This window comes from Trichloromonas sp., from assembly GCF_041583255.1.
Classification (GTDB): domain Bacteria; phylum Desulfobacterota; class Desulfuromonadia; order Desulfuromonadales; family Trichloromonadaceae; genus Trichloromonas.
In genome coordinates, this window is record NZ_JBFHGD010000003.1 from 1 (window position 1) to 23,550 (window position 23,550).

The 23,550-nt window shown below is 60.0% G+C and carries 20 protein-coding genes; 10 read left to right on the top strand and 10 right to left on the bottom strand.

The genetic code is table 11. The features are described from left to right. Together ABYV89_RS00435 and ABYV89_RS00440 are read left to right on the top strand one after the other, a co-directional pair. Positions 1–227: Kae1-like domain-containing protein (locus tag ABYV89_RS00435; protein WP_432820938.1), on the top strand; the 227-nt coding region annotated here is incomplete at its 5' end. Positions 228–347: 120 nt separating this feature from the next. Then, positions 348–1,967, top strand: a complete 1,620-nt coding sequence (locus ABYV89_RS00440) for a radical SAM protein (RefSeq protein WP_432820939.1) — start codon at positions 348–350, stop codon at positions 1,965–1,967. A 161-nt stretch (positions 1,968–2,128) separates the two neighbouring features. Here ABYV89_RS00440 and ABYV89_RS00445 read toward each other — a convergent pair whose 3' ends face one another. Both ABYV89_RS00445 and ABYV89_RS00450 read right to left on the bottom strand, forming a co-directional pair. Further along, entirely contained in the window at positions 2,129–5,569 is a 3,441-nt protein-coding gene (locus ABYV89_RS00445; RefSeq protein WP_432820940.1) for an SBBP repeat-containing protein, read from the bottom strand. 407 nt (positions 5,570–5,976) lie between these two features. After that, positions 5,977–6,531 carry a DUF3750 domain-containing protein gene (locus ABYV89_RS00450; protein WP_432820941.1) on the bottom strand — a complete coding sequence of 185 codons (555 nt, stop codon included), beginning with the start codon at positions 6,529–6,531 and terminating at the stop codon, positions 5,977–5,979. Between the two features lie 166 nt (positions 6,532–6,697). Between ABYV89_RS00450 and ABYV89_RS00455 the strand changes: the two genes are divergently transcribed. Beyond that, positions 6,698–7,045 (top strand): DUF6172 family protein, encoded by a 348-nt coding sequence (locus ABYV89_RS00455; protein ID WP_432820942.1) that lies wholly within the window; start codon positions 6,698–6,700, stop codon positions 7,043–7,045. A 43-nt stretch (positions 7,046–7,088) separates the two neighbouring features. On the opposite strand, the gene ABYV89_RS00460 is transcribed toward ABYV89_RS00455, so the two are convergent. The 7 genes from ABYV89_RS00460 to pfkA form a co-directional block, all read right to left on the bottom strand. Further along, positions 7,089–7,547, bottom strand: coding sequence for a hydrogenase maturation protease (locus ABYV89_RS00460; RefSeq protein ID WP_432820943.1), 459 nt, complete (start codon positions 7,545–7,547; stop codon positions 7,089–7,091). After that, on the bottom strand, positions 7,544–9,001 hold the full coding sequence (locus ABYV89_RS00465; RefSeq protein ID WP_432820944.1) for a Ni/Fe hydrogenase subunit alpha: 1,458 nt from the start codon (positions 8,999–9,001) through the stop codon (positions 7,544–7,546). The genes ABYV89_RS00460 and ABYV89_RS00465 overlap by 4 nt, the downstream gene beginning before the upstream one ends. Then, positions 8,979–9,977: an oxidoreductase gene (locus ABYV89_RS00470; RefSeq protein ID WP_432820945.1), complete on the bottom strand. Its 999-nt coding sequence runs from the start codon at positions 9,975–9,977 to the stop codon at positions 8,979–8,981. The genes ABYV89_RS00465 and ABYV89_RS00470 overlap by 23 nt, the downstream gene beginning before the upstream one ends. Next, positions 9,970–10,386 carry a hydrogenase iron-sulfur subunit gene (locus tag ABYV89_RS00475; RefSeq protein ID WP_432820946.1) on the bottom strand — a complete coding sequence of 139 codons (417 nt, stop codon included), beginning with the start codon at positions 10,384–10,386 and terminating at the stop codon, positions 9,970–9,972. Before ABYV89_RS00475 ends, ABYV89_RS00470 begins: the two co-directional genes overlap by 8 nt. Then, positions 10,383–12,194 carry an FAD-dependent oxidoreductase gene (locus ABYV89_RS00480; protein ID WP_432820947.1) on the bottom strand — a complete coding sequence of 604 codons (1,812 nt, stop codon included), beginning with the start codon at positions 12,192–12,194 and terminating at the stop codon, positions 10,383–10,385. Before ABYV89_RS00480 ends, ABYV89_RS00475 begins: the two co-directional genes overlap by 4 nt. 311 nt (positions 12,195–12,505) lie before the next feature. After that, complete coding sequence (locus ABYV89_RS00485) at positions 12,506–12,910, bottom strand: DUF4332 domain-containing protein (RefSeq protein ID WP_432820948.1); 405 nt, start codon at positions 12,908–12,910, stop codon at positions 12,506–12,508. Between the two features lie 193 nt (positions 12,911–13,103). Beyond that, entirely contained in the window at positions 13,104–14,072 is a 969-nt protein-coding gene (pfkA, locus tag ABYV89_RS00490) for a 6-phosphofructokinase (RefSeq protein ID WP_432820949.1), read from the bottom strand. Between the two features lie 220 nt (positions 14,073–14,292). Between pfkA and ABYV89_RS00495 the strand changes: the two genes are divergently transcribed. The 7 genes from ABYV89_RS00495 to ABYV89_RS00525 all read left to right on the top strand — a co-directional run bounded on the left by ABYV89_RS00495 (position 14,293) and on the right by ABYV89_RS00525 (position 22,824). Continuing rightward, entirely contained in the window at positions 14,293–14,523 is a 231-nt protein-coding gene (locus ABYV89_RS00495) for a hypothetical protein (RefSeq protein ID WP_432820950.1), read from the top strand. 18 nt (positions 14,524–14,541) lie between these two features. Then, on the top strand, positions 14,542–16,938 hold the full coding sequence (gene lon, locus ABYV89_RS00500; RefSeq protein ID WP_432820951.1) for an endopeptidase La: 2,397 nt from the start codon (positions 14,542–14,544) through the stop codon (positions 16,936–16,938). A gap of 218 nt (positions 16,939–17,156) precedes the next feature. Continuing rightward, positions 17,157–18,656 (top strand): M16 family metallopeptidase, encoded by a 1,500-nt coding sequence (locus ABYV89_RS00505; RefSeq protein ID WP_432820952.1) that lies wholly within the window; start codon positions 17,157–17,159, stop codon positions 18,654–18,656. Beyond that, complete coding sequence (locus tag ABYV89_RS00510) at positions 18,653–20,065, top strand: M16 family metallopeptidase (RefSeq protein ID WP_432820953.1); 1,413 nt, start codon at positions 18,653–18,655, stop codon at positions 20,063–20,065. Before ABYV89_RS00505 ends, ABYV89_RS00510 begins: the two co-directional genes overlap by 4 nt. Next, complete coding sequence (locus tag ABYV89_RS00515; protein ID WP_432820954.1) at positions 20,065–20,694, top strand: MarC family protein; 630 nt, start codon at positions 20,065–20,067, stop codon at positions 20,692–20,694. Before ABYV89_RS00510 ends, ABYV89_RS00515 begins: the two co-directional genes overlap by 1 nt. A 77-nt stretch (positions 20,695–20,771) precedes the next feature. Continuing rightward, a complete protein-coding gene (locus ABYV89_RS00520; RefSeq protein WP_432820955.1) occupies positions 20,772–21,299 on the top strand; it encodes a YkgJ family cysteine cluster protein in 528 nt (175 codons plus the stop codon). A 106-nt stretch (positions 21,300–21,405) separates the two neighbouring features. Further along, positions 21,406–22,824, top strand: coding sequence for a YhjD/YihY/BrkB family envelope integrity protein (locus ABYV89_RS00525; protein ID WP_432820956.1), 1,419 nt, complete (start codon positions 21,406–21,408; stop codon positions 22,822–22,824). On the opposite strand, the gene ABYV89_RS00530 is transcribed toward ABYV89_RS00525, so the two are convergent. Continuing rightward, complete coding sequence (locus ABYV89_RS00530) at positions 22,764–23,492, bottom strand: UDP-2,3-diacylglucosamine diphosphatase (protein WP_432820957.1); 729 nt, start codon at positions 23,490–23,492, stop codon at positions 22,764–22,766. The two genes, ABYV89_RS00525 and ABYV89_RS00530, sit on opposite strands and share 61 nt — an antisense overlap. Between the last annotated feature and the right edge of the window lie 58 nt (positions 23,493–23,550).

Sequence of the window (23,550 nt, forward strand, 5' to 3'; positions counted from 1 at the left end):
ACACCCTGGCCCGGGTGATGGTTGCCGCCTGCCGCTCCATGCGCAGCGTCACCGGGCTTGAGCGGGTGGTGTTATCCGGCGGAGTCTTTCAGAATCTGTACCTGACCGAACGTGGCGCGACCCTGCTGCAGGCCGAAGGCTTCGATGTCTACATCCACTCACTGGTGCCGCCCAACGATGGCGGTCTGGCGCTCGGCCAGGCGGTGGTGGCGGGGGCGTCGGCATAAGCACATCGGACCTAGCGCTTATCGCTTTATCTGTTAAAAAGGGTATCCTATTGTAGAGATCAACTGGTCTCATGTCCGACTCAGAATTTATTTATTTATAAATCGGCGAGCACTGAACCAATGTTTGTCAGTAATAATGATTTATTGTGGATGTTAAGGCAGGTTGACGGCCAGAGGGTCAATCGAGAAAAATTGATTCGTAAGTTTATGAATCATGGCATTTACAGCTTGCTGCCTTATTTTGGCGATATAGAATTGTTCTTTGATAGTTCCGACGAAAAGCATGAAATTATAAATAAATTTATTCGTGCTTTGGAATTAAGTCTTAATCAAGAAATAGGTTTTCCTGATGATAATTTGAACAACATAAATTATCGTAGTTTGAAAAAATATCTGCTCCCTGTTCTTGTTCAAGCGATAAAGGGCGAATGTTTTTCTGCTTTAATAAAAGGCACCAGGGTTCGTGTCAGGCCGGATAGTGGTGTGAGTAATGTTAAACCTGGAAGTGAAGGGTTTATTACAGAAAAATTAAATGGCCTTTCAACGGTCAGGTTCTATTCCATCGCCGGACGATATGGCGTCGATACGTTTATAGTGGATATCCCGGATGAAGAACTTCAGGTTTTAACCGTGGACAGCCTGCTGGAGCGGCATCACGACTTTAACGGCGTTGCTCAATATTTTTATAATGATTCCTTGCTGAGGGCTATGAAATCCAGCATGGATTCTTCTGTTTATTCTTTTGCGGCGAACCTCGCGATTAAATTCTTAGCTGATGAAGGTTATATAAAAGTCGAAGGCGATGATTTTATCTCTGTCCCAGGGAAAATCTTTTCCGTCATTGCCCCTAAGTTGGATGAAACCTATAAGAATGCGGGGCTGTTCAGTTCTCATAGTTTGTCTTCGCCCCCATCTGAGAGAAAACCACATGTCTTGCGGTTAGAGTTAACAACCGGGTGCGATTACAATCGATGCACGTTCTGCTCTGAATATTCCGGTATGAATCCTTCAACGAAGTCTTTTCACGAGTTCAAAGAACACGTCGATAGAGTCGTTGTGTCTATCGGTAATGAAAAATCAAGGATTCAGAGGCTGTTTATTGGCAGTGGTAATTCATTAGGGGTTGAAACAGAATTATTACTCGAATCATTGAATTATGCGGCTGGCATCTTCAATCCTCAGAGGATCTCTCTTTATGGCAGGACCGCTTCGATATTGGAGAAGTCTGTCGACGAGTTGAAACGCCTTAAGGCCGCTGGTTTTACCATGCTTTACTGGGGGCTGGAGAGCGGGTCTGATGAGGTCTTGAGTTATGCATGCAAGGATTGCACTCGCGACGACATGATAGAAGCTTCGAAGATGTTGGCTGAAGCAGAGATCGAAGTGTCCGCCATGTTGATTCCGGGGCTGGGTGGTTTGAGATTGGCAGAAGAGCACCTTGCTGGCACTCTGGAACTGTTGCATAACATTGACATAGCTTACCTGACACTGCTCTCGATCAACCCGTGCGAGAGTTCAGTGTACGCAAAAAAAATGAAGTCTGAAACGAACAACCGGCACTTGACTCCTGACGAGGTGAATACGCAGGTTTACAGGTTGCTCGAAGGTTTAAATACAAGTGGTTTGCGGGTTGGGATGTTCACTGAAGAGGTTGATCAGGTCAGTCGCAACACTATGAGGTTTAATTTTGAAATCAGCGACTCAAATAAGGAGCTCCTGCTGCGAGATCTTTTGGTGTAGTTGACAGCAGGAGTTCCGGGGAGTTTCCGGAACAGGAGATGACAGGGGCAGGTCTACATTTTTCAATTTTTGAAATTTGTAGACCTGCCCCCTCTCAGGCTTTTCTCTTTTCGGATGTAACTTATCGTGCAGGCCGACGAACCGACCGCCCGAACACCAGGTTACGGGCAGCCACCGACGTTCAATTTAAACAAGTGCATGTCATATGCGCCAAGGTGGTAGTCTCCAAACTGAGCGAAGGTGGAACCGGTGATGAAAGCATTCGAAGCGGAGTCGATCAACAGATCCATAGGGTAATCGCTCCCCGTTGACCCGAGTTGCTGTGTCCAGAGTAAACTGCCATCCGGGGTGTATTTCTGGACGATGATGTCCAGGCTGCCAACCTGTCCGGCGAAGTCACCATAGGTGGTCCCCGTTACATAAATAGACGCATCGCTGCCTATTGCAACGGCATATCCTTCATCCGAAGCGCTGGTCCCGGATTGCCTGCCCCAGAGCAGGTTGCCGTCCGCATCGAACTTGGCCAGGAAGAGGTCTGTACCTCCCTGTCTAGCTCCATACAGGCTGCTGTTCGTGTAGCCGGTGACAAGGAGATTGCCGTCAGCATCAATGGCCAGCGGATGTGTTCTGAAATAATCGACCGTTTTTTGCCAGACAACCGAACCGTCTCCCCCATTGAGGCGATAGAGCACAGTGTCTGATGCAAGGAAGATATCCCCCGACGGCCCCTGGTCCAGAGCGCTATAGACAAAAGGTGACCGTCCTTCCGGGAGTTGAACATGCCAGATCCGATTGTTCAGGTCTGAGTCGTACTTGGCGACATAGGTGTCGTAGCCCCCAAAGTTGGTTCTGGCCATCGAGCCCATGGTCTGTCCGGCGATCAGGATGTTGCCGTCTGCGGCAATGCTGACGGACAAGCCCTGGTCAAAAGCGGACGTGCCGATTTGCAAGATCCGTATCCGGTTGCCATTGGTGTCATATTTCACCACGAAGATGTCGGCACTGCCGAAAGACTGATCGCCAAGCAGCGAAGTCTGGCCATCCTGAGTATAACCAATGGTGTACGAGTTGCCGTCGGCGTCGACAGCGATATCCCGTACTGTCTCATTCAAGCCTGTTCCATGCTGACGCGACCAGAGATGCGTGCCGCTGGAGTCGTACTTGCTGACGACGATATCGTCGGCGTACACTTGCGTTGGAGCAAAGTTGCCGCTCGATTGCCCGGCCAGGTAAATGTTGCCGGCAGCGTCGCTGTCTATGGCAAAGGCTCTATCAGTCGAACCGGTGCCTTTCTGGATGATCCAGTCCGGAAGGTTGTCGGCAGCATTGTAGTTCGGACAGGCGTCACAGGCATCGCCGATGCCGTCATTGTCTGCATCCGCCTGGTCAATGTTGGGAGTTGCTGGACAGTTGTCGCAGGCATCGCCGATGCCGTCACCGTCCGTGTCGGCCTGGCTGCCGTTGACGACCATAGGACAGTTGTCCACGTCGCTGCAGATGCCGTCGGCATCCTGGTCAACGCAATCATCGCAAATGTCACCGATGCCGTCGTTGTCTTCATCCGCCTGGTCATCGTTGGGAATGGCTGCGCAGTTGTCGCAGGCATCGCCGATACCATCGCCATCCGTGTCGGCCTGGTCGGTGTTGGCCGTGACAAGGCAGTTGTCCTGGATATCGAGAATGGTGTCGCCGTCCTGGTCGTTCACGTTGTTGAACGTCGGCGGCTTATAGGTTCGCAGGTACAAACCGTCACGATAGAAATCATTTGCGGGGATGCCACTGCTCAAGTTACGCGCGTCGCCGCTGTGGCAACCGCCGCAGGCCGGGGCTGCCGTAAAAGCACCGCCGACGTTCTTGGCCGGATTATGCCACTCGTTCGGGTCGGTTAATTCATAGAGCAGGCCGCCACTTTGAGTGAGCAGGCGGAAACTGCCGCTTTCATTCGGATCGGTCATAACCGGGCTGCTAGCCGGGGGTCCGTGCGGGTTATGGCATTTGACACAGGTCGCTTTGAATCCGATTGTGTAGATATGGTAGTAATGAAGATTCCCCTTGCCGCGACCGTTAGGAAGTGAGGTGTAGTTTTCCATACGGAAGTTTGTGGGCAGGTCGGGACCAATGGTTGTGCCGTCTGTAATCCAACTCTCCTCGTGGCAGGTGTAGCAGAGCGCGAACGAGGCGGTTGTCCGCTCGTCGGCGTAGGGCAGTGTCATGCCGCGCCCGTCATAAAGACGGTAATTGGTCGGGTTGGGAGTCGACGAGATGACCGTTATTAACGGGGTGTATTGATGGTCAATGTGACGGCTGGTTATGTCATGACAGTTGCTGCATTCGACTTGCCCGTTGCGGCCGTGGCCGTTTTGGTAATAACCATAAGTTGTGTTGTCGCCGGCAACGTTCTGGGCCAGAATGCCGCTGCCGTCAGTCTTTGAGTTGGCCGGCACATCGTCATGGCAGCTGATGCACCAGTATCTTTTGGTTGCGAGCAAGACGTTGCCGACATAGACACCTGTTGCCCAGTTGGCTTTGGCGCCGAGGATGGGGTCGTTAACGCCGTTAATGACACCACCGGGGCTGTGGCAATTGTCGCAGACTGTCGTTTCGTCGAGATTCTTTCCGTCAGCCAAAAGAGGATAGTTGTTGATGTCGTGGCAGGTGTCGCAGTAGATGCCGGGCCCCCTGGCATCGGCGCCGGTCAGCTCGGTGTGCGTCGCATGACTCTTGAACGTCCCTTTTCCCTGGCTGGCAATGATACCGGCCGTGTAAGGAGGCTGCATGTCGGCATCAATCAGGGTGCCGGCATCGTGACCGTGACATTCGATGCAGCCGGTGTCACCGCCGCCGTGCCTGAAGCCGTCATTGTGCTTGTGGCAGCGCATGCAGTCCTGGCCGTTGTAGTGCCCGGTGAATCCCCCGACATTATCCGCCACTGTGTAGTTGTGGTACTTGTTTCGGCTGTGGCAGACTTCGCAGATTCGGTCGGAGGCCGTATGACCGTCCGAATCGTCGCCGAAGTCGGATGAGTCATCCCGGGGGTCGGTGAAGACGACGTTGACGCTGTCAGCCGCTGGGCCTTCCCAGGCGGTGGTGTCAGGGGTGGTGATATCGCTTTTGACTCTCTTGATATTGGAGGTGCTGTAGCTGTGGCAGGTTCTGCAGGTGAATTGGCCGTATTTGCCGCCGGGCAGCCCCCAGGTGCCGCTCCATTTTTCGGAACCGGTCGAAAGCGCGTTGTGGACGAGGACGTGGTTGGGGGTCAGGCCGGTTAGAACCTGGTTGCCGGGAGCGTTGGTGTCCTGCCAACGCAGCCGGACCTGGTACGCGGACCCGTTGGTCAGGTCGCCAATGGTATGGGTGTAGGGGCTGGGCGCATGGGCCAGGGTGACGCTGCCCAGCGGGGTTGACCAGTCGCCGCCGTCATCATCCCAGTCGATGATCAGGCTATTGTTATTGTCGGCGTCCCCGGTGTAGGGGGCGGTGATTTTCAATTGCCGGTTCAGGGAAGAGACGGTGAAATCGCCGGGAACGGTCCCGTCGACCGCCAAGGTCTCGGTGGGAAAGTACAGCAGTATCGTCAGCGATATGGCCAGCAAATTTCTCAATATAGCCGTTTTTCTGACCGCCAGGCCGTAATGAGAACTTAATTTACTCGTTTTGATGCGGCTCATTACTCCCCCCTAGTTAGGCATTGTTAAAACATAAGCCGTCATTAATGCAAGGGGGGTGCCAGTTGGAGGCACCATAAGAGGGGCGGCAATTGCGACGATAGATAGTGTCGTCCTGATAGCTTTTGCCGTCCGCGTTCGCGGGATAAGCGAACAAAAGCGGGTGCTCCTGCTGAAGAGGATCGGAAAGAGGATCAGCGCGCCGCTGCTCTCGAGCTGCGTCCGCCCAGTGGCGGCGGCCTCGTTCCTGGTCAGGCGGCGGGGCGTTGGCGGGGGGGGTAACAGTGTTGTTTTCGCTTCGGGGCAGGGGAAAGCGAATTCCGCGCATTGAGACCGGGCTCAGTTCATGGGTAGCCGCTGCCGATGGCAGAAAAGGGGAGGTTCAGTTCCAGCCCCGGCACTTGCCTGGCGATCCAGGCGGTGAAGGTGTTGCTGTTGGGGCCAGGGAATACCCTGTAGGTCGTTTTCCAGGGATAGGCCTCGGCCGCCTTGTCGATCGCCTCGATCAGTTCATCGACCCCCGCGCCCCGGTGTTCTTTGAGAACCCGGGGTTTCTCCCCGAACCAGTAGCGATCCGGGATATCCCGGGCTATCCTGAGGACCGGCTGGTTCCGGTTTTCGCGCCAACCGACGACATCGTAGACCCTGTAAGACGTCTCGCCGGTCCGCTTGGCCGCTATCCATGTGTGAATGGCAAACAGACCGCGCCAGCCCCAGGCTTTGGCGCCATAGACCTGCAGGACCGCTTCCCTGGTGACGGCCGGATTGGGCGCGATCCCCGCCGATTCGCGACTGGCGGTGCGCCAATCCTTCGCGGGCGAGCAGGTCGTCAGGGCCAACCCGGTCACGATCAGTACGAAAACCGGCAATAGCTTCAAAAGCAGGCGTTGCGCAGGCATTTTGTTCTCGATATTTCTTCGCAGAAAATAAACATTATGAACGGCATTCTGGTTCCTTATAAACAACCCAGTGTAACAAACCATTTGGCAAACCGATCTTTAATGATATCATGTCACAGATGGATGTTTGCTTTCTGTAATATTTATAACACCTTATGGGATCACTATGAAAAAGACCTTTAAATTGTCTCACCCCAAGATCAAAGTTCCAAGGCTTGTCGAAGCCATCAAGCACGAAGTTAAAAAGTATATCAAAAGGGAACGTAACAAGACGCTCCCCCCGAATGTCGATTTTTGGGATTTTGATTGCCGATTTGGTGTCGATGAGGCAAGTAGTGATGTGATTCATCTGTCGGCCATTAACAAATGCATTTCTGAAGCTGAATCAGAACAGCTCGAATCCTTTTATCTGGAAATTCTGGTCAAACCCGGTTATCGAAGCAAAAAACCCAAGGATGGGCTGCAAATAGAGATGGATGATTCAGAGCTTCAAGATCAGGAGCAAGACGTGTAGCAATCGCCTCCCCAGTCATGCAGGGGCAATTCAAGGATTGCCCCTACGGCTCAATCCCCTCCCGGATATCCCGCTCGATCTCTGCCAGATTTCCCTCCAGTTGTTCCACCATCAATTCACTCAGCTGCTCTCCGAAGGGGATCTCGTCTGCGATCTCTATGCCGTAGATACTTACCTCAGGCATCGGTGTGCCCAGTTGTCGTCCGAGTTGAAGGATTTCGTCGAAGTTGATGCCGTGGGAGCAGAAGAGGTGGAGGGTGCCACTCTCCGGCGCGAGTCTGTGCAGGGTGCCGGGGGTTGCGCCGGGGCGGGCGAGGGCGTCGATGACGAACAGCCGCCGGTACCCGGCGATCTGCTCGAGCAGATCGAGGCTGATCATGGCGGCCGTGGCTGCCTCGACACCGGGAATCCGACCTTTCAGCCGGCGGGCCATGACGATGCCGATGCCGTCGTCGGAGAGGATCGGGCTGCCGAGGCCGAGGATCAGGGTGTGTGCGCTCATGGCCGCTCCAGTGTCCGCAGCAGGGTGCCCTTCTGGTCGCGCAGGTGGACGCGCAGGGGCATGGTGCCGGGGAGGGCGTGGGTGGCGCAGGAGAGGCAGGGGTCGTAGGCGCGAAAGGCCATCTCGACCCGGTTGAGAAAGCCTTCCTTGACGTCAAGGCCGTGGATGAATTCCCGCGCCGCCTTTTTCACCGACAGGCAGATGGGGGCGGCGTTGTGCTGGGTGGCGACGATCAGGTTGATGCGGGTGAGCAGGCCCTTCTCGTCGGTTTCGTAGTCGTGAAAGAGGGTGCCGCGGGGAGCTTCGACAACGCCGACCCCCCGTCCGGTCAGTTTGAAATCGAGGTTGCGGATTACCCGGCTGGTCAGCAGCGGTTCGCGGGCGATCCGGCAGTTGTCTTCGGCGGCCTGCAGGGCGCAGATCAGCCGCGCCCAGTGCATGGCCAGGGTGTGGTGGGAGGGTTTGCCGAGTCTGGCGAAGAGTTCGTCATATTCGGCCTGAGCCAGCGGGGTTGCCATGCCGTCGGCGGCGTTGAGCCGGGCCAGCGGCGCCACCCGGTAGAGGGCGCCGGAATCCTCTTCGAGTCCCTGCCAGCCCCGTTGTTTCAGGTAGGTCAGGCGGATCATGTTCCAGGGCTCGACCCGCTCGGCGATGTGCCGGGCGTAGTCGGCGCCGTCGAAGCGAAGGATCTGGTTGCCGTCGCAATCGACCACCCGGACCTGGCCGTCGTAGAAGGTCACCCGGTTCTGCCCGTCGACCAGCCCCATGCTGCTGGTTCTGAGCTGGTAGGCCTCGTTCTGGATCATCTCCAGGTAGGCCGGGTTGCCGAGCACCCGATCCTTGAACAGCTGCAGGGCGAAACGGGCGAACTCGAGGCTGGCATCGGCGGTTTCGATGATCCACTGGCGGTCGGCTTCGGTAATGGCCCTGGGGACGCCGCCGGGCAGCCCCCCTTCAGGGTGCGGCGCCTTGCTGAAAATGTGGCGAATAATCTCCCGGTTGCGCCGCCGGATGTCGAGCACCCGCTGGCCGACGTCCATGCCGAGGCGCCCCAGCACGCCGAGGATGTTGCGCTCGGCTGGATCGGCGTCGGGGCCGACGATGAAGTCGGGGGCGGCCAGGAAGAAGAAGTGGACGTAGTGATCCTCGATGAAAAAGGCGTTGTACTCGAGCTGGCGGATCAGCTTGGCGGCGGTTGGTGGTTCGACGCCAAAGACCTGGTCGAGGGCCTTGCTGGCGGCCATGTGGTGCGCCGACGGGCAGACCCCGCAGATGTTGGGGACGATCCGGGTCATTTCCTCGGCCGGCCGTCCCAGGCAGAAGCGTTCGAAGCCGCGCAGTTCCATGACCTGCCAGAAGGCGTCCTGCACCTCTCCCGCCTGGTCGAGAAAGATATCGATCTTGCCGTGTCCCTCCAGCCGGGTAATCGGGTTAATCGTGATCTTCCGGGTCATGTGCTGGCTCCTGAAGCGGCTGCCTGCCGAGAATCGAACAGGGTTGGGTGAAGCGGTAAAGATAGCCGGCCGGGTCGTCGAGGCTGTCGATGACCCGCTGGATGTCGTCGAAGTTTTCGGTCTGCAGCAGGGTGGCCAGGGCCGACAGGAAGCGGCTGCCGGAATCCTCAACCCCGGCGACCGGGCCGAAGCAGCCGCGGCAGGGGGTGTTGGTCTGCAGGCAGCTCTGGCCGCAGCCGGCCCGGGTGGCCGGGCCGAGGCAGAGAATCCCCTTGGCCAGGAAGCAGGTGTCGGCGTCGACCTCGATTTCGTGGATGCGCCTGATCTCGGCGATCTCCATCCGGTAGGGCTTGGAGCGGTTGCGCGAGCAGAGATCGCACAGGGCTTTCTGCGGGGCCAGGGTGTATCCCTTGGGGGGAAGTTTCCCCGCTAAGATGGATTGCAGGGCGGAGCCGACCAGGTCGACGGGAGGCGGGCAGCCCGGCAGGCTGTAGTCGATCTCGATCACCTGGTTCAGCGGGTAGACCTGGTCGAAAAACTCCGGCAGGCTCAGGTGTCCCTCGTTGACCTTCACGCGGGCTCGGGGCAGCGTGTCTGAGAGGTTGACCACCGTCGGCGCATCCCGGTAGACCCAGTCGAGAATATCCCGCCGGCCGCGGAAATTGGCCAGCGCCGGAGTGCCGCCGAAACAGGCGCAGCTGCCGAAGGCCAGCACCAGCTGCGATTTTTCGCGCAGCAGCCGGGCCATTTCCAGGTGCTCCGAGTTGCGCACGCAGCCGTGCAGGATGCACAGGGTGATGGCCTGGTCGGGGAGGGCGCGGAGGCTGTCGATTTTGAAATCCATCGCTAAGGGCCAGAGCACGATATCGACCTGCCCGGCCAGGCGCAGCAGCGCCTCGTTGAGGTCGACGATCGCCTGGTCGCAGCCGCCGCAGGCGCCCAGCCAGGTGATGGCGAGTTTCGGTTTGTCAGCCATTGGGTTTCCCCTTTCCGTTTTGGAAGAGGGGGGACATATGCTTTAGTTCGCGGATCATCTCGCGGCACCGTTCGGCCATCGATATGCCTTCAGGGTCGAAGGCGAACACCGTGCGTACCCGCCGGCCGTCGATGCCGAACTGCTCCAGCACCTTGCGCAGTAGAGTCAGACGCTTCTGCAGCTGGTAGTTGCCGTCCTGAAAGTGGCACTGGCCATCAGGACAGCCAAGGATCAGAACCCCGTCGGCGCCCTCGCGAAAGGCGCGCATGACGCTCTCTACATCGACTTTGCCGCTGCAGATGACCGGTATCCAATGGGGGAGGGCGGCAGCCAGCTCCGGCTGGTCCGCCGCATAACCCCAGCCGAATTTGCAGGAAAAGCAGACCAGCTTCGGTTCGTGGCTGTTCATGATCGCCCCTTCTTTTCCGCCAGTTCGTCCAGCACCTGTTCGACTTGGGGGGCGGTCGAGTCGCCGATCATGCGCCGGGCCGCCGAGGGGCAGGCAAGCACGCACTGGCCGCAGGCCTTGCATTTGAACGGGTCGGTGGTGGAGACGACCTTTTCGCCGCTGAGGCGTAGCTGGGCCGAGCCGTAGTAACAGGCGGTGACGCAGATGCCGCAGCCGCAGCAGCGTTGTTCGTCGACTTCGACGGTCGGCAGGGTTTCGAGCATGCCGACGGAAACGCAGGCCTTGCACGAGACGCAGGGGCCGCAGGCCAGGCAGCGGCGGGCCTCGTCGATAGCCTCGCCGATCTCGAAGCCTTCTTCGAACAGCTCGAAGTGCAGTCGTTCCTCAGGTGGAATCCAGCAGATGTCCGGCTCGTGCAGGTAATGGCGGCGCAGCGGCATCTCCTGGGCCTGGTATTCGCGTTGCCGCCCTTCGTGCAGGTCGACGCCGCGCAGCAGGCGGTCGATCGATTCGGCGGCGACCAGGCCGTCCTGCATCGCCTCGACCATGAAGCCGATGCGGCGCATGTCGCCGCCGACGAAGACCTGCGGCAGGTTATGGCTTTGCAGGGTCAGCGGGTCGGCGGCCAGGCGGCCGGAATCGTCGAGCAGCCCTTCCTGGCAGAGCAGGTCGCGGTCGGGGCCCTGGCCGACCGCGATGATCAGCACGTCTCCGTCGATTAGCCGGATGTCTTCAAGATCGAAATCGGGGTTGAAGCCGCGCTGGTCATAAACCCGCCGGCAGCGCACCGTTTCGATGCCGCGGAAGCTGCCGTTTTCGCCGATTATTTCTCGCACTCCCCGGGCGTAGACCAGGCGGACCCCTTCCTCCCAGGCCCCCTTGATTTCGTCTTCGTCAGCGGGGATGCCGTCCCGTGATTCTTTATTCTCGCATTCAAGGCAAACCAGGCTGGTATCGCCGCCGAGTCTGCGTGCGGTTCGGGCGACGTCGAAGGCCACGTTGCCGCCGCCGATAACGATCACCCGCTTACCCCTGAAGTAGTTGCCGCCGATGCTGCCGTGGCTGACTTCATAAAGAAAATCGTGCCCGAACAGGACCCCGCAGAGATTCTGCCCTTCAAGTTTTTCGCCGGCAAAACTCAATACCCTCGGCGAAGGGGAACCCTTGGCGATAAAAACTGCCTGGTAACCGAGCGCCTTCAGCCTGTTGAGGGTGAGTTCACCGCAGCCGATGCGACTGCGGCAGCGCACCTCAATGCGGGCGATGCGGACCAGGTTGTCGATGCTGGCGGTCAGGGTTTCGTCCGGCAGACGATAGGCGGGGATCAGCCAGAGGGCCCCGCCCAGTCGCTCTTCGGCTTCGAACAGGGTAACCCGGTAGCCGCGCCGGCTCAGGTCGAAGGCGGCCATCAGCCCGGCCGGACCGCCGCCGGCGATGGCGACCGGCTCCTTGTCAGGCTTGTTTGGAAAAGGTTGTTTCTGCTCGAGATGCTGCTGGTAGTGATCGGCGATGAAGCGTTTGAGCAGGCGCCTGCGGATGGCGCCCCCCTTGCTGGAATAGTTGCATTCGAGTTCGCAGAGGCCGCAGACGTAGCCGCAGATGGTGAAGAGGGGGTTTTTTTCGTACAGGTAGTCCCCGATCTGCAGGATGCCCGGGCGGGCCGAGGGCAGATCCCTGGGGAGCAGCGACAGCAGCACGTTGGTGCGCTGAATGTCTTCGTTGATCGGGCAGCGGATCTGGCAGGGAGGCAGTATCTGCCGGATGGCCGGGTCGACCTTGCCTCTGCCGCGGGATTCGGATTTCCACATCAGCAGTCCTCCGAAGGAACGACTGGGGCCCGGGCTGACCTGGCAGGGGCCGGCCTGAACACCGATCGGAGCGATGGCGGGGAAGTCAGGCGACTAGGAGCCTGTCGGGCTTTGCGGGCCGCAACGAAAAATTGGATGGTTGAGACCAGATATTCGAGAATTTGAGAGCGAATAGCTGGACTATTTGTCGAAAATTATCGGAGATATGGGCCAATCAGCCGATTTTGCAGTCGGCTCATGTAAAGTCCGTCAGGCTCCTAGGGCACGGGTAAAACGGTCGTCTCGAACTCAAGGCGGGACGACCGCTGTACTCAGTGCTGAATGACCCTGGGGAGCTGCTTGGCCTGCTCGATCCAGCTCTTGACCTGGTTGAGCGAGGGGAGCTGGCGGACCAGCTTCCGGGTTTCGTTGGCGTCAATGAGCATCCGGTGCAGATTTTCCGGGTTGCGCTGGGCCAGTTCGGGAACCGTGTCGACGCCGGAGATTTCGAGCAGATCGGCGTATTCTTCGCCGATGCCGCGAATGCGAAACAGGTCGGCATTATTCAGCCAGCGCAGCAGCTGCGATTCGGGAATCCCGGTCGATTTCGACAGGTCGTGGCGGCCCTGGGGCAGGGCGCCCTTGTCAAGCAAGGCCTGCACGGACAGGATCCCGACCTCCTTCAGCCGCTTGGAATACTCGTCGCCAATGCCTTCGATCCCTTTCAGACGGGTCATTTCAGCCTCCTCTGTGGTGTCAACTGTCCGGGGTGGATAACGACTGACAGGGGGGGCGACAGGAGACCCCACCTTCAATCTTAAGAGTAGGCAGAAATCGTGAATACGCAAGCAGGCAAAGCTTTTTTCTTGCTGGCGGCGAGGACAGGGGGAGGGAAGGGTGCGCCGGGGAGGGCCCGGCGCTCTTGGGAAATCAGATGCCGAGGGTGGCGGCCAATTTGAGGATGACGGCGTCGATCGGTCTGCGGCCGACATGGATGACCTGCTCGAGGTCGGTCAGTTTGATGCTCGAATACGACAGCCCGACCATTTTTCCGCTTTCTCCGGTCAGCAGCGCCTCCACCGCGGCAACCCCGAAACGGGCCGCCAGGGTGCGGTCGAAGGCCGACGGCGAGCCGCCGCGCTGGTAGTGTCCGAGAATCATGACCCGGGTCTCAAAGCCGATGTTGTCTTTGATGCGATCGGCGATTTCCTGGGCCTTGCCGGCCCCTTCGGCGACCATGATGATCGAGTTGCTGCGACCTTCCTCGAAGCGGCGACGCAGGTTTTTGCAGATGTCGTCGATATCGTAGGGAACCTCGGGAATCAGGGCATACTCGGCACCGCTGGCGATCGAAGCCATCACCGCCAGGTAGCCGCAATTGCGCCCCATGGTCTCGACGACGAAGGTGCGGTCATGGGAGGAGGCGGTGTCTTTCAGGCAGTCGACCGCATAGATGATATTGTTGAGGGCGGTATCGACTCCCAGGGACATGTCGGAGAAGGGGATGTCGTTGTCGATCGAGGCCGGAACGCCGATGACCCGTATCCCGTGGCGCTGCAGGGCCAAGCCGCCGCGCAGCGATCCGTCGCCGCCGATGACCACCAGCCCATCGACGCCGAGCCCTTTGAGGTTCTCGGCCGCCAGGTGCTGGCCCGCTTCGTCCATCATCTGCCGGCACCGCGCGCTTTGCAGAAAGGTTCCGCCGCGCTGCAGGATGTTGCTGACCGAGCGGGTCCCCAGTATTTCATAATGGCGGTCGATCAGGCCATGGTAGCCTTTCTGGATGCCGACCACTTCGACGCCGGCCGCCAGTCCTGCCCGCACCACGGCGCGGACGGTGGCGTTCATTCCCGAACAGTCGCCGCCGCTGGTCAATACCGCAATCCGTTTTCGCTCCATCTGGATTCTCCCTTGTGTCGGTTTCAATTCGTTTCATGCTGTTAATGTTTGCGACGCCATCAAGATAAGCCTGAATGGAGTTCTTGTCGATACCTTTGTTTGCGGGGCAGTCCGCGTCTTGACACCCTCCGGTCGGTTGATATCCTTGGTTGCAGACCCCGCCCGATGCCGGTTCGCAGCAATGGTTCCTGCTGTTGAGGGCTTTGCCTGGAGTGCCGCCATGAGAGAGATTGCTCTTGAGGAGAAAATCAGCCTTTTGCAGAAGGGGATGCAGTTTGCCGGCGTTGAAACAGACCGTTGCCTGCTTGAGTTGCGGCTTGAGGTTGACCGGCTGAGGCTGGAGCTGACGGCCCTGAAAAATTTCATGAAAGCGTCCAATCCCTCGTTTGCCGAACAGTTTCCATTGATCCTCGAAAAGACCATCCACGAAGTCGACCCCGAAACCCACTAAAGCGGCGTGGAGCTGTAAATGCCCCCTCATGTCCTGATCCCCGAGATTCTCCCCGTTTACCCGTTGCGGGATCTCGCGGTTTTTCCGCACATGGTTTTTCCGGTGTTCATTTCGGCCGACGCCATGACGATGATTGACGATGTGATGCTTGGCGATCAGCTGCTGGTCATGGCCACCTGCTTGAAAAACAACTCGGGGCGGCGCCTGGCTGATTTCAGCCCGGTGACCACCGTCTGCCGGATCAACCAGGTTTTCCGGTTTCCGGACGGAGGGGGCAAGATAGTCGCCGAAGGGCTCAGGCGCATTCGCCTGCTTGACGAAGTGCGGTTTCAGCCGTACCTGACGGCCCGGGTCGAGGTGCTTCATGAACCCGACCGGCGCGGGCTGGTGGCCGAGGCGCTGGTTCAGAGCGTCAATGCGCTGCTGAAAATCTCCATGGCCTATGGGCGCCCCCTGCCGGGCGACGTACTCAAGATGATCGACAAGATCGATGATCCCGGCACCCTGGCCGATCTGGTCGCGGTCTACCTGCGTCTCGACCTGAACACCCAGCAGCGCCTGCTGGGCACGCTCGACCCCCTCGACCGGCTCAAGGATGTCTACCTGCTGCTGACCACCGAGGTGCAGAAGCTCCAGGTCCGCGGCGAGGTGCAGAGCGAAGTGGTCAAGCGCCTCGGCAGGACCCAGAAGGAATACCTGCTGCGCGAGCAGATGAAGGAAATCCAGGAAGAGCTCGGCGATGTCGATCCCCGGCAGAACGAGCTCAACGAGTTCAAAAAGCGGATCGCCGACAGCGGCATGCCCGGGCATGTCCGCGAGGTGGCAGAGAAAGAGCTCGCGCGCCTGGAGCGGATCAATTCGGCCTCCCCCGAATACACCGTGTCCCGCACCTACATCGAGTACCTCTGCAATGTCCCCTGGAGCAGCAAAACCGAGGATGTTCTCGATATCGGCCTGGCCGGGCAGGTGCTCAACGAAGATCATTACAATCTCAAGGACGTCAAGGAGCGGATCCTCGAATACCTGGCGGTGCGCTCCCTCAAGGCGACCACCAAGGGGCCGATCCTCTGTTTCGTCGGCCCGCCGGGGGTCGGTAAAACCTCGCTCGGCCGCTCGATCGCGCGGGCCATGGGGCGCAAGTTCATCCGCATGTCGCTGGGCGGCATCAAGGACGAAGCCGAAATCCGCGGCCACCGGCGCACCTACATCGGGGCGCTGCCGGGACGCATCATCCAGGAGATCTGCCGGGTCAAGGCGAATAACCCGGTATTCATGCTCGACGAGGTCGACAAGATCGGCCAGGACTTTCGCGGCGACCCGGCCTCGGCGCTCCTTGAAGTGCTCGACCCTGAGCAGAACGACTCCTTTGCCGACCATTATCTCGACGTTCCCTTCGACCTGTCGGCCGTCATGTTCATCACCACCGCCAACGTCATGGATCCCGTTCCCCACGCCCTGCGCGACCGAATGGAGGTGATCCCCCTGTCCGGCTACAGCGACGAGGAGAAACTGCAGATCGCCTTTCGCTTTCTGATTCCCAAGCAGGTTGAAGAGAACGGCCTCGACGGGCATCCGCTGCTTTTCGAGGAGGGGGCGATCCTCTCCATCATCAAGAATTACAGCCGTGAAGCCGGGGTCCGCAGCCTCGAGCGCCTGATCGCCTCGATCTGCCGCAAGGTGGCCAAGACGCTGGCCCAGAAGCAGGCATCCTTGACCCGGGTCACCCCGGACGAGGTCGAGAAACTGCTCGGCCCGCGCCGCTATTTCAGCGACGTGGCCGCCGAGGAGGACCGGGTCGGCGTCGTCACCGGGCTGGCCTGGACCGAAGCGGGGGGCGATATCATCTTCGTCGAGGCTGCCCGGATGTCGGGCAAGAAGGACCTTTCCCTGACCGGCAGCCTCGGTGACGTGATGCAGGAATCGGCCCGGGCCGCCCTTTCCTTCGTGCGTTCCCACGCCGCCGATTTTGGCGTCGCTGACGATTTTTTCGATGACAGCGACATTCACATACATGTTCCTTCCGGGGCGATCCCCAAGGATGGTCCCTCCGCCGGCATCACTATCGCCACCGCCCTGATTTCACTCCTGAGCGGTCGCCCCGTACGGCGGGATGTGGCCATGACCGGTGAGCTGACCCTGTCGGGCCGGATCCTTCCCATCGGCGGCGTCAAGGAGAAGGTTCTGGCGGCCCGGAGGGCCGGGGTATCGACCATCCTGCTCCCTGAGCGCAACCGTGAAAACCTGCAGGATATCGATGAATCGATTCTCGCATCGATCAAGGTGCAGTTCGTCGATTCGATGCAGGATGTCTTGCGCAAGGCGCTGCTCTCCGCTCCAAGAAGCCAAACCAATCCTTCTGTCGAGTCGGCCTGGGGCTCCTGCCGCATGCGGACCGAGGGGTGGCCCAGGGAATAACGCCCTTTTGGCCTCCAGCCGCCGCACCCGTTGTCGGCTCCTTCCCTGTTCGTCTGCCGTGGGCATCGACCCCGGAACCCTTTTTGTATATAATCGGCATACACTGGTTTGGGCGGGTCCGGCTGCGGTCTGCGACTTTTGCATGGCGAAAAGCGAAAGTCTCGGATATCCTGACTCTCTTTGGCCTGCCGCAGACAAGTATTTAAAGGAGTTGCATGGTGCTTAGACATTTTCGGACGGTTATTTCGCTCGCTGCGTTAATCTTGCTGGTTCTGCTGGTTCCGGTTGCCGGGGCGCAGACGCTGGCGGAAAAGGTGCGGGAACATACCTTTGCCAACGGGCTCAGGCTGCTGCTGGTCGAACGGCACGAGTCGCCGACCTTTGCCGCTTACATCACTATCGGGGTCGGCTCCGTTCACGAGACGAGCGAAACCCGCGGGGTGGCTCACCTGCTGGAACACATGCTGTTCAAGGGGACCAAGACCCTGGGCACAACCGATTACAAGCGGGAAAAGCCGCTGCTCGACGCCATTGAAGCGGCCGGCGAAAGACTCGACGCCCTCAAGGTACGCAGGGATGCCGACCCCGAGCAGCTTGCCGTTTTGACCGGAGAGCTCGAGCGCCTGCAGCAGCAGCATCAGCAGTTCGTGGTCAAGGACGAGTTTTCACGCATCTACGCCGAAAACGGCGGGAGCGGCTACAACGCCTTTACCAGCAAGGATCTGACCACCTACCTGGTTTCACTGCCGGCCAACAAGCTCGAACTCTGGGCGGCCATTGAATCGGACCGGATGAAGAACGCGGTGCTGCGCGAGTTTTTCACCGAGCGTGACGTGATCCAGGAAGAGCGCCGCCGCTCCTACGACAGCAACCCTGCCGGGCTGCTTTACGAAAACCTGCTGGCGACCGCCTTTACCGTCCATCCCTACCGCAACCCGATCATCGGCTGGCATTCGGACATCGAGAACCTGTCGCTGGCCGAAACCCGCGATTTTCTGCACAGCTATTATGCGCCGGTCAATACCGTCATCGCCCTGGTCGGCGATCTCGACTTCGAGCAGGCGGTCGCCATGGTCGGCCGCTATTTCGGGGCCATCGCGCCCGGCACCCCGGTGCCCCCGGTCGTCGCCGTGGAGCCGCCGCAGCGGGGGGAAAAGCGCGTTACCGTCGAGTTCGAGGCCGAGCCGAGCGTCTCCATCGCCTATCACAAGCCGACCCTTCCCGAGCGGGACGATTACGTGTTCGACCTGATCGACATGATTCTCGGCCAGGGCAGAACCTCACGCCTGTACCAGTCGCTGGTGGTCGAAAAACAGCTGGCCGCCTCGGTTTCCACCTCGGCCGCGCCGGGATCGCGTTATCCCAACCTGTTCGTGATTTCCGCCGCCCCGCGCCATCCCCACACGGTGGCCGAGGTGGAGCAGGCCATTTATGCCGAGCTGGAGCGACTGGCCAGCGAACCGGTCGCTGCCGAAGACCTGGTTCGATCTCGCAACCGGTTGGCGACCGACCGTCTGCGCTATCTCAAGGGGAACGACGGGCTGGCCCGTATGCTGACCTACTACCAGACGATAGCCGGCGACTGGCGTTACCTGGTCGATTACGACGAGCAGGTGGCCGGCATCACCGCCGAGGAGGTTATGGCCGTGGCCAGAACGTATTTCGCCCCCGAAAACCGCACGGTCGCCACTCTCAGCAAAAAAGGGGGGCAGCCATGAAATCACTGGCCCGCTATCTGCTGCCGCTGCTTTTGCTGCTGCTCGGTGCCTGCACGGCGCCCATGCGCCCCGACCAGCTCAACTTCGCCCCCCTGGCGTTCGAAATCCCCGTCATTGAGCCGATCGTGCTGCCCAACGGCATCCGCCTCTACCTGCACGAGGACCATGAACTTCCGCTGGTCGAGATTTCGGCCATGGTCGGCTCCGGAACCCTGGCCGATCCGGTCGATAAGACCGGTCTGGCCGACCTGTTTGCCGCCCTGCTGCGGACCGGCGGGGCCGGGCAGCTGACCCCGGACGCCTTCGACCGTCGACTGGAACAGATGGCGGCGGATTTCGGTATCAGCGCCGATACCTACACGACGACCATCGGGCTCTCCCTGCGCCGGGCAGATCTGCGCGAGGGGCTGGAGATGCTCGATGCGGTGCTGCGCCGGCCCGGTTTCGACGCGGAACGGTTCGAGCTGGCCCGTCGCCAAGCCGTCGAGCTGGTGCGTCGGCAGGATGACGAGCCGGGGTCAGTGGCGTCGCGGGCGCTGCTGCGGGCCCTGTACGGCGAGCACCCGCTGGGGCGCAACCCGACGGTGCAGAGCCTGCAGGCGGTTACCCGCGAAGACCTGGTCCGGCTGCATGGGAGCAGCGTGCACCCCGATAACCTCTGGCTGGGGATCACTGGCGATTTCGACAGCCGGGAGCTGCGGCAGATGCTGGCCGGCATCTTCGGTGACTGGCAATCGGGGGGGGGCGACGTTCCGGTCGTCCCGCCACTGGCCGAAGCCGCTCCGGCCGCGGTCTGGGTTGCCGAAAAGGATATCCCGCAAACTTCGATCCTGTTCGGCGAAATCGGCGTCGACAAGGACAACCCCGACCTGCAGCCGATTCGGGTGATGAACTTCATTCTCGGCGGCGGCGGGTTCAACTCGCGGCTCATGCGCGAGGTCCGCTCCAACCGGGGGCTGGCCTATTCGGTCTACTCCTACTTCCAGGTCGGTCGCCGGCTCCCCGGACCCTTTGTCGCCGGCTGCGAAACCAAGAGCGAGTCGACCGTCGCGGTGGTCAAGCTGATGCGGGAGATCATGGAAGAGATGCGACGCACCCCGGTGTCGGCCGAAGAACTGCGGCTGGCCAAGGAGAGCCTGGTCAATTCTTTTGTTTTCGCCTTTACCGACAGCCATGAGGTGGTCACCCAGCAGATGCGGCTCGATTATTACCAGTATCCCGAAGGCTATCTGCAGACCTACCGCGACAAGGTCGCGGCCGTGACTGCCGCTGATGTGCTGCGGGTGGCGCAGGGCTACCTGCACCCCGACCGGCAGAACCTGGTGCTGGTCGGCAAGGCCGGATCGTTCGATGCGCCGCCGGAAACCCTCGGGCTGCCGGTCCGGACAATAGCCCCGCAAGCGCGCTGATGGAAGCGGCCTTCGACGTCTTTACGGCGTTTGCCCTGCAGTTGTTCATTATCGTCGACCCCATCGCCGGGGTGCCGGTGTTTCTCGCCATCACGCCGGACAATACACCCCAGGAACGCCGGGCCATGGCGATCCGCGGCTGCCTGGTGGCCTTTGCCGTGCTGGTTTTTTTCCTCCTGTTCGGCCGCATGGTGATGAACTATTTCGGCATTGAAACCCCGGCGGTGCGGATCTGCGGCGGCCTGCTGCTGTTCGTCATCTCCCTCGAGATGCTCTACGGCAGGCCGACCGGCACCGGCACCAGCCGCCGCGAAGAACGCCTGGCCGAGGTGAAAGAGGATATTTCCATCACCCCGCTGGCATTTCCGCTGCTGGCCGGTCCCGGAGCCATCGCAACCTGCCTGATTTTTGCCGAACATGCCCGCACGGCAGCCTCGCTGCTGGCGCTGCTCGGCGGCAGTGCCGCAGTCTTCTTTGTCTCCTGCCTGTTTCTGCTGCGGGCTGATACCCTGCTTCGTCTGCTCGGCACTTTGGGTACGGCTATCGTTACCCGCCTGATGGGGCTGGTGCTGGCGTTTCTATCGGTCCAGTACGTTATCGACGGCATCCGCAGCGCTTTCCGGCTGTGACCGTCGGCTCAGGGAAATGCTTGACCCTGTACGATATGTGCTCATAATTACAGACTAATTTTGAATAGGGAAACCGGATGAACCGTTTGGGCAATTACCGCCAACTGGTGGCCAAAGTAGATGACCTCTGTGCCCGCATCGAGGAGAATTTTCGGGGGCAGGTCGTCTGCCATAAAGGGTGCGACAGCTGCTGCCGGCACCTCTCCCTGTTCTGGGTCGAAGGGGTGACGCTGGCGCTGGCGCTCGAAGAGCTGAGCGATGAGGCGGCGGAACATATCCGCCAGCGGGCCCGGCTGGCGACTCCCGACGGGCCTTGTCCGCTCCTTGAAAACGGCGAGTGCCTGCTGTACCAGGCCCGGCCGATCATCTGCCGCACCCATGGGCTGCCGCTGCTCGGCAGTCGTGACGGCGAGCGGTTCGTCGACACCTGCCCGGAAAACTTCAAAGGGCTGGCATCCCTGCCGGCGACGGCGGTGATCGATCTCGAGCTGCTTAATACCACCCTGGCGACCATCAACGGCGTCTTCGTTGCCGAAGCATTTCATGGCGAAGCGCCCGAAGAAGAGCGTGTGACTATCGCCCAAGCCCTGCTGCTCGAGCTGTAATCGCCGCTTTGCCGGCTTGTCATTGCCGGCTGCGACCTTTATACTTTCCTGACTAATGAACGTATGAAATAAGCCGGGCAGGCCGTCCGGCTGTGATGGAGGTTTCATGTCGGCTCTCGGCGATCGACTCGACAGGATAAGAATTTTTCTGCGGCAGGATTTATGGACCATCGATGCCAATCGACTGTCGTGGTTTCAGTCGCTGCTTTTGCGCCAGGCCCGGGTCGCCACAGCGGTAGTGCAGGGCTTTCTTGCCGACCGCTGCATGCTGCGTGCCTCGGCTCTGACCTATACGACTCTGCTTTCGATCGTTCCCCTGCTGGCCCTGATGTTCGCCCTGCTCAAAGGTTTCGGGGTGCAGAACACCCTCGAACCGCTGATCCTGGAGAATCTGGCGCTGGGAGCCGAGGAGATTGTCGGCCAGATCATCCGTTACATCGACAACACCAACGTCGCCCGCCTCGGTGTGGTCGGCATGGCGGCCCTGTTGCTGGCCGTGCTGACCCTGTTGTCCAACATTGAAAAAAGCTTCAACCATATCTGGGGGGTGACTGAGACCCGACCGCTGCTGCGCCGCTTCGCCGACTACTTCTCGGTGGTGACCATCGGCCCGATATTCGTGATCGCGGCCATTTCCATGACCTCATCGCTGGCCAGCAACCAGGTGGTCACCCATCTGCAGGAGGACACCTATTTCGGGCCGCTGCTTCTGCTGCTGTTCAAGTCAATCCCCTTCGTCGGCATGTGGATCACCTTTACCGCCCTGTACATCTTCATGCCCAATACCCGGGTCCGTTATCCCGCGGCGCTGGTCGGCGGCATCCTCGGCGGCACCCTCTGGCAGCTGGCCCAGTGGGGGTACGTGCATTTCCAGGTCGGCGTCGGCCGTTACAACGCCATTTACGGCACCATGGCGGCGCTGCCGATCTTCATGGTCTGGCTCTATGTCAGCTGGCTGATCGTGCTGCTCGGGGTCGAGATGACCTACGCCTGGCAGAACCTGCGCCTGGTTCCCAGCGATATCCGCGGTTCGGAGGTCAACTTTGCCAGCCGCGAGCTGGTGTCGCTGACCGCCATGCTGGCGGTCTCAGAGCCTTTTTACCGGGGGGAGTCGCGCTGGGATTCGATGCAGGTAGCCGACCGTCTCGACCTGCCGCCGCGGCTGGCCCATGACATCCTGCAGCAGCTGGTGCGGCTTGGTTTTCTCTCCGAGGTGCGGGACGGTCTGAACGACCGCTTCGCCTACCAGCCGGGGCGGGCACTGGAGGCGCTGACGGTACACGATCTGCTGCAGGGGTTGAAGCAGGACGGCATCAATTACACCAAGCTGCGGCGTACCCCGGAACGGGAGGTGGTGCGGGGGATCGAGGCGACCATCGAGGCGGCCGGCCGCAGCGCCCTGGCCGAGATGACCCTGCAGGACCTGGTGAAGGAAATGATAGCGAAGCGGGACGAGGAAAAGGCTCAGTCGCCGCCAGGGGGGAAGGTTTCGAGCGAGAAGGCGCCATCTTCGAAAACGGCGTAGGAGTACTGGCTGATCCAGTCGCCGAGGGAGATGAGGATCCTGCCGTCGGGGGTGGACCGATACAGGGGGGTGTGAAAATGACCGGTGATCACCGCCTTGCAGCCGGCCTCGAAGTGCCCGCGGGCGTGGTTGTCGAGCATCTGCTCCGGTAGCCAGCGCCCGTTTTTTTCGGTATGTTTTTTCTGGCTCAGGCGGCTGCCCCAGCGGGCGATGGCCCAGGCCCAGTCTGGCGGCAGCAGGCGCGACAGCCAGAGCAGGGGGCGGCTGCGCAAAAAACGACGCAGCAGCCGGTATCCCTTGTCGTCAGGGTTGACCAGGTCGCCGTGACCGATGTAGATTCGCTCGCCGTCCAGTTCGATGATCCCGCCGTCGGGCAGGATGCGGCAGTCCAGAATCGTCTCAAAGTAGGGGCCGAGGTGGAAGTCGTGGTTCCCCTCGACGTAGACGATCCGGGTGCCCTGTTCGCGCAGCTGGCGCAGCGTTTCGAGCAGCGGCACGTAGGGGGCGAAAACGGTGTGGCGATAGCCGATCCAGAATTCGAACAGGTCGCCGAGCAGAAACAGGGTGCGCAGCTGGCCCCGCTGGGAGTGCAGAAAATCCAGCAGCCTGCGGTAGTTGGCATCCTGCGGGTCGAGCAGGTGGGCATCGGCGATGAAGATGTCTCTCATGGGAGCCAACTATAGAGTCGAGCCGGGACAAAGTCAATACGCAAGGAGGCGTGCCGGA

Coding starts and splice junctions, on each gene's coding strand:
- ABYV89_RS00440 (WP_432820939.1), top strand. CDS start 348: ATGTTTGTCAGTAATAATGATTTATTGTGGATGTTAAGGCAGGTTGAC.
- ABYV89_RS00450 (WP_432820941.1), bottom strand. CDS start 6,531: ATGCCTGCGCAACGCCTGCTTTTGAAGCTATTGCCGGTTTTCGTACTG.
- ABYV89_RS00455 (WP_432820942.1), top strand. CDS start 6,698: ATGAAAAAGACCTTTAAATTGTCTCACCCCAAGATCAAAGTTCCAAGG.
- ABYV89_RS00460 (WP_432820943.1), bottom strand. CDS start 7,547: ATGAGCGCACACACCCTGATCCTCGGCCTCGGCAGCCCGATCCTCTCC.
- ABYV89_RS00465 (WP_432820944.1), bottom strand. CDS start 9,001: ATGACCCGGAAGATCACGATTAACCCGATTACCCGGCTGGAGGGACAC.
- ABYV89_RS00470 (WP_432820945.1), bottom strand. CDS start 9,977: ATGGCTGACAAACCGAAACTCGCCATCACCTGGCTGGGCGCCTGCGGC.
- ABYV89_RS00475 (WP_432820946.1), bottom strand. CDS start 10,386: ATGAACAGCCACGAACCGAAGCTGGTCTGCTTTTCCTGCAAATTCGGC.
- ABYV89_RS00480 (WP_432820947.1), bottom strand. CDS start 12,194: ATGTGGAAATCCGAATCCCGCGGCAGAGGCAAGGTCGACCCGGCCATC.
- ABYV89_RS00485 (WP_432820948.1), bottom strand. CDS start 12,910: ATGACCCGTCTGAAAGGGATCGAAGGCATTGGCGACGAGTATTCCAAG.
- pfkA (WP_432820949.1), bottom strand. CDS start 14,072: ATGGAGCGAAAACGGATTGCGGTATTGACCAGCGGCGGCGACTGTTCG.
- ABYV89_RS00495 (WP_432820950.1), top strand. CDS start 14,293: ATGAGAGAGATTGCTCTTGAGGAGAAAATCAGCCTTTTGCAGAAGGGG.
- lon (WP_432820951.1), top strand. CDS start 14,542: ATGCCCCCTCATGTCCTGATCCCCGAGATTCTCCCCGTTTACCCGTTG.
- ABYV89_RS00510 (WP_432820953.1), top strand. CDS start 18,653: ATGAAATCACTGGCCCGCTATCTGCTGCCGCTGCTTTTGCTGCTGCTC.
- ABYV89_RS00515 (WP_432820954.1), top strand. CDS start 20,065: ATGGAAGCGGCCTTCGACGTCTTTACGGCGTTTGCCCTGCAGTTGTTC.
- ABYV89_RS00520 (WP_432820955.1), top strand. CDS start 20,772: ATGAACCGTTTGGGCAATTACCGCCAACTGGTGGCCAAAGTAGATGAC.
- ABYV89_RS00525 (WP_432820956.1), top strand. CDS start 21,406: ATGTCGGCTCTCGGCGATCGACTCGACAGGATAAGAATTTTTCTGCGG.
- ABYV89_RS00530 (WP_432820957.1), bottom strand. CDS start 23,492: ATGAGAGACATCTTCATCGCCGATGCCCACCTGCTCGACCCGCAGGAT.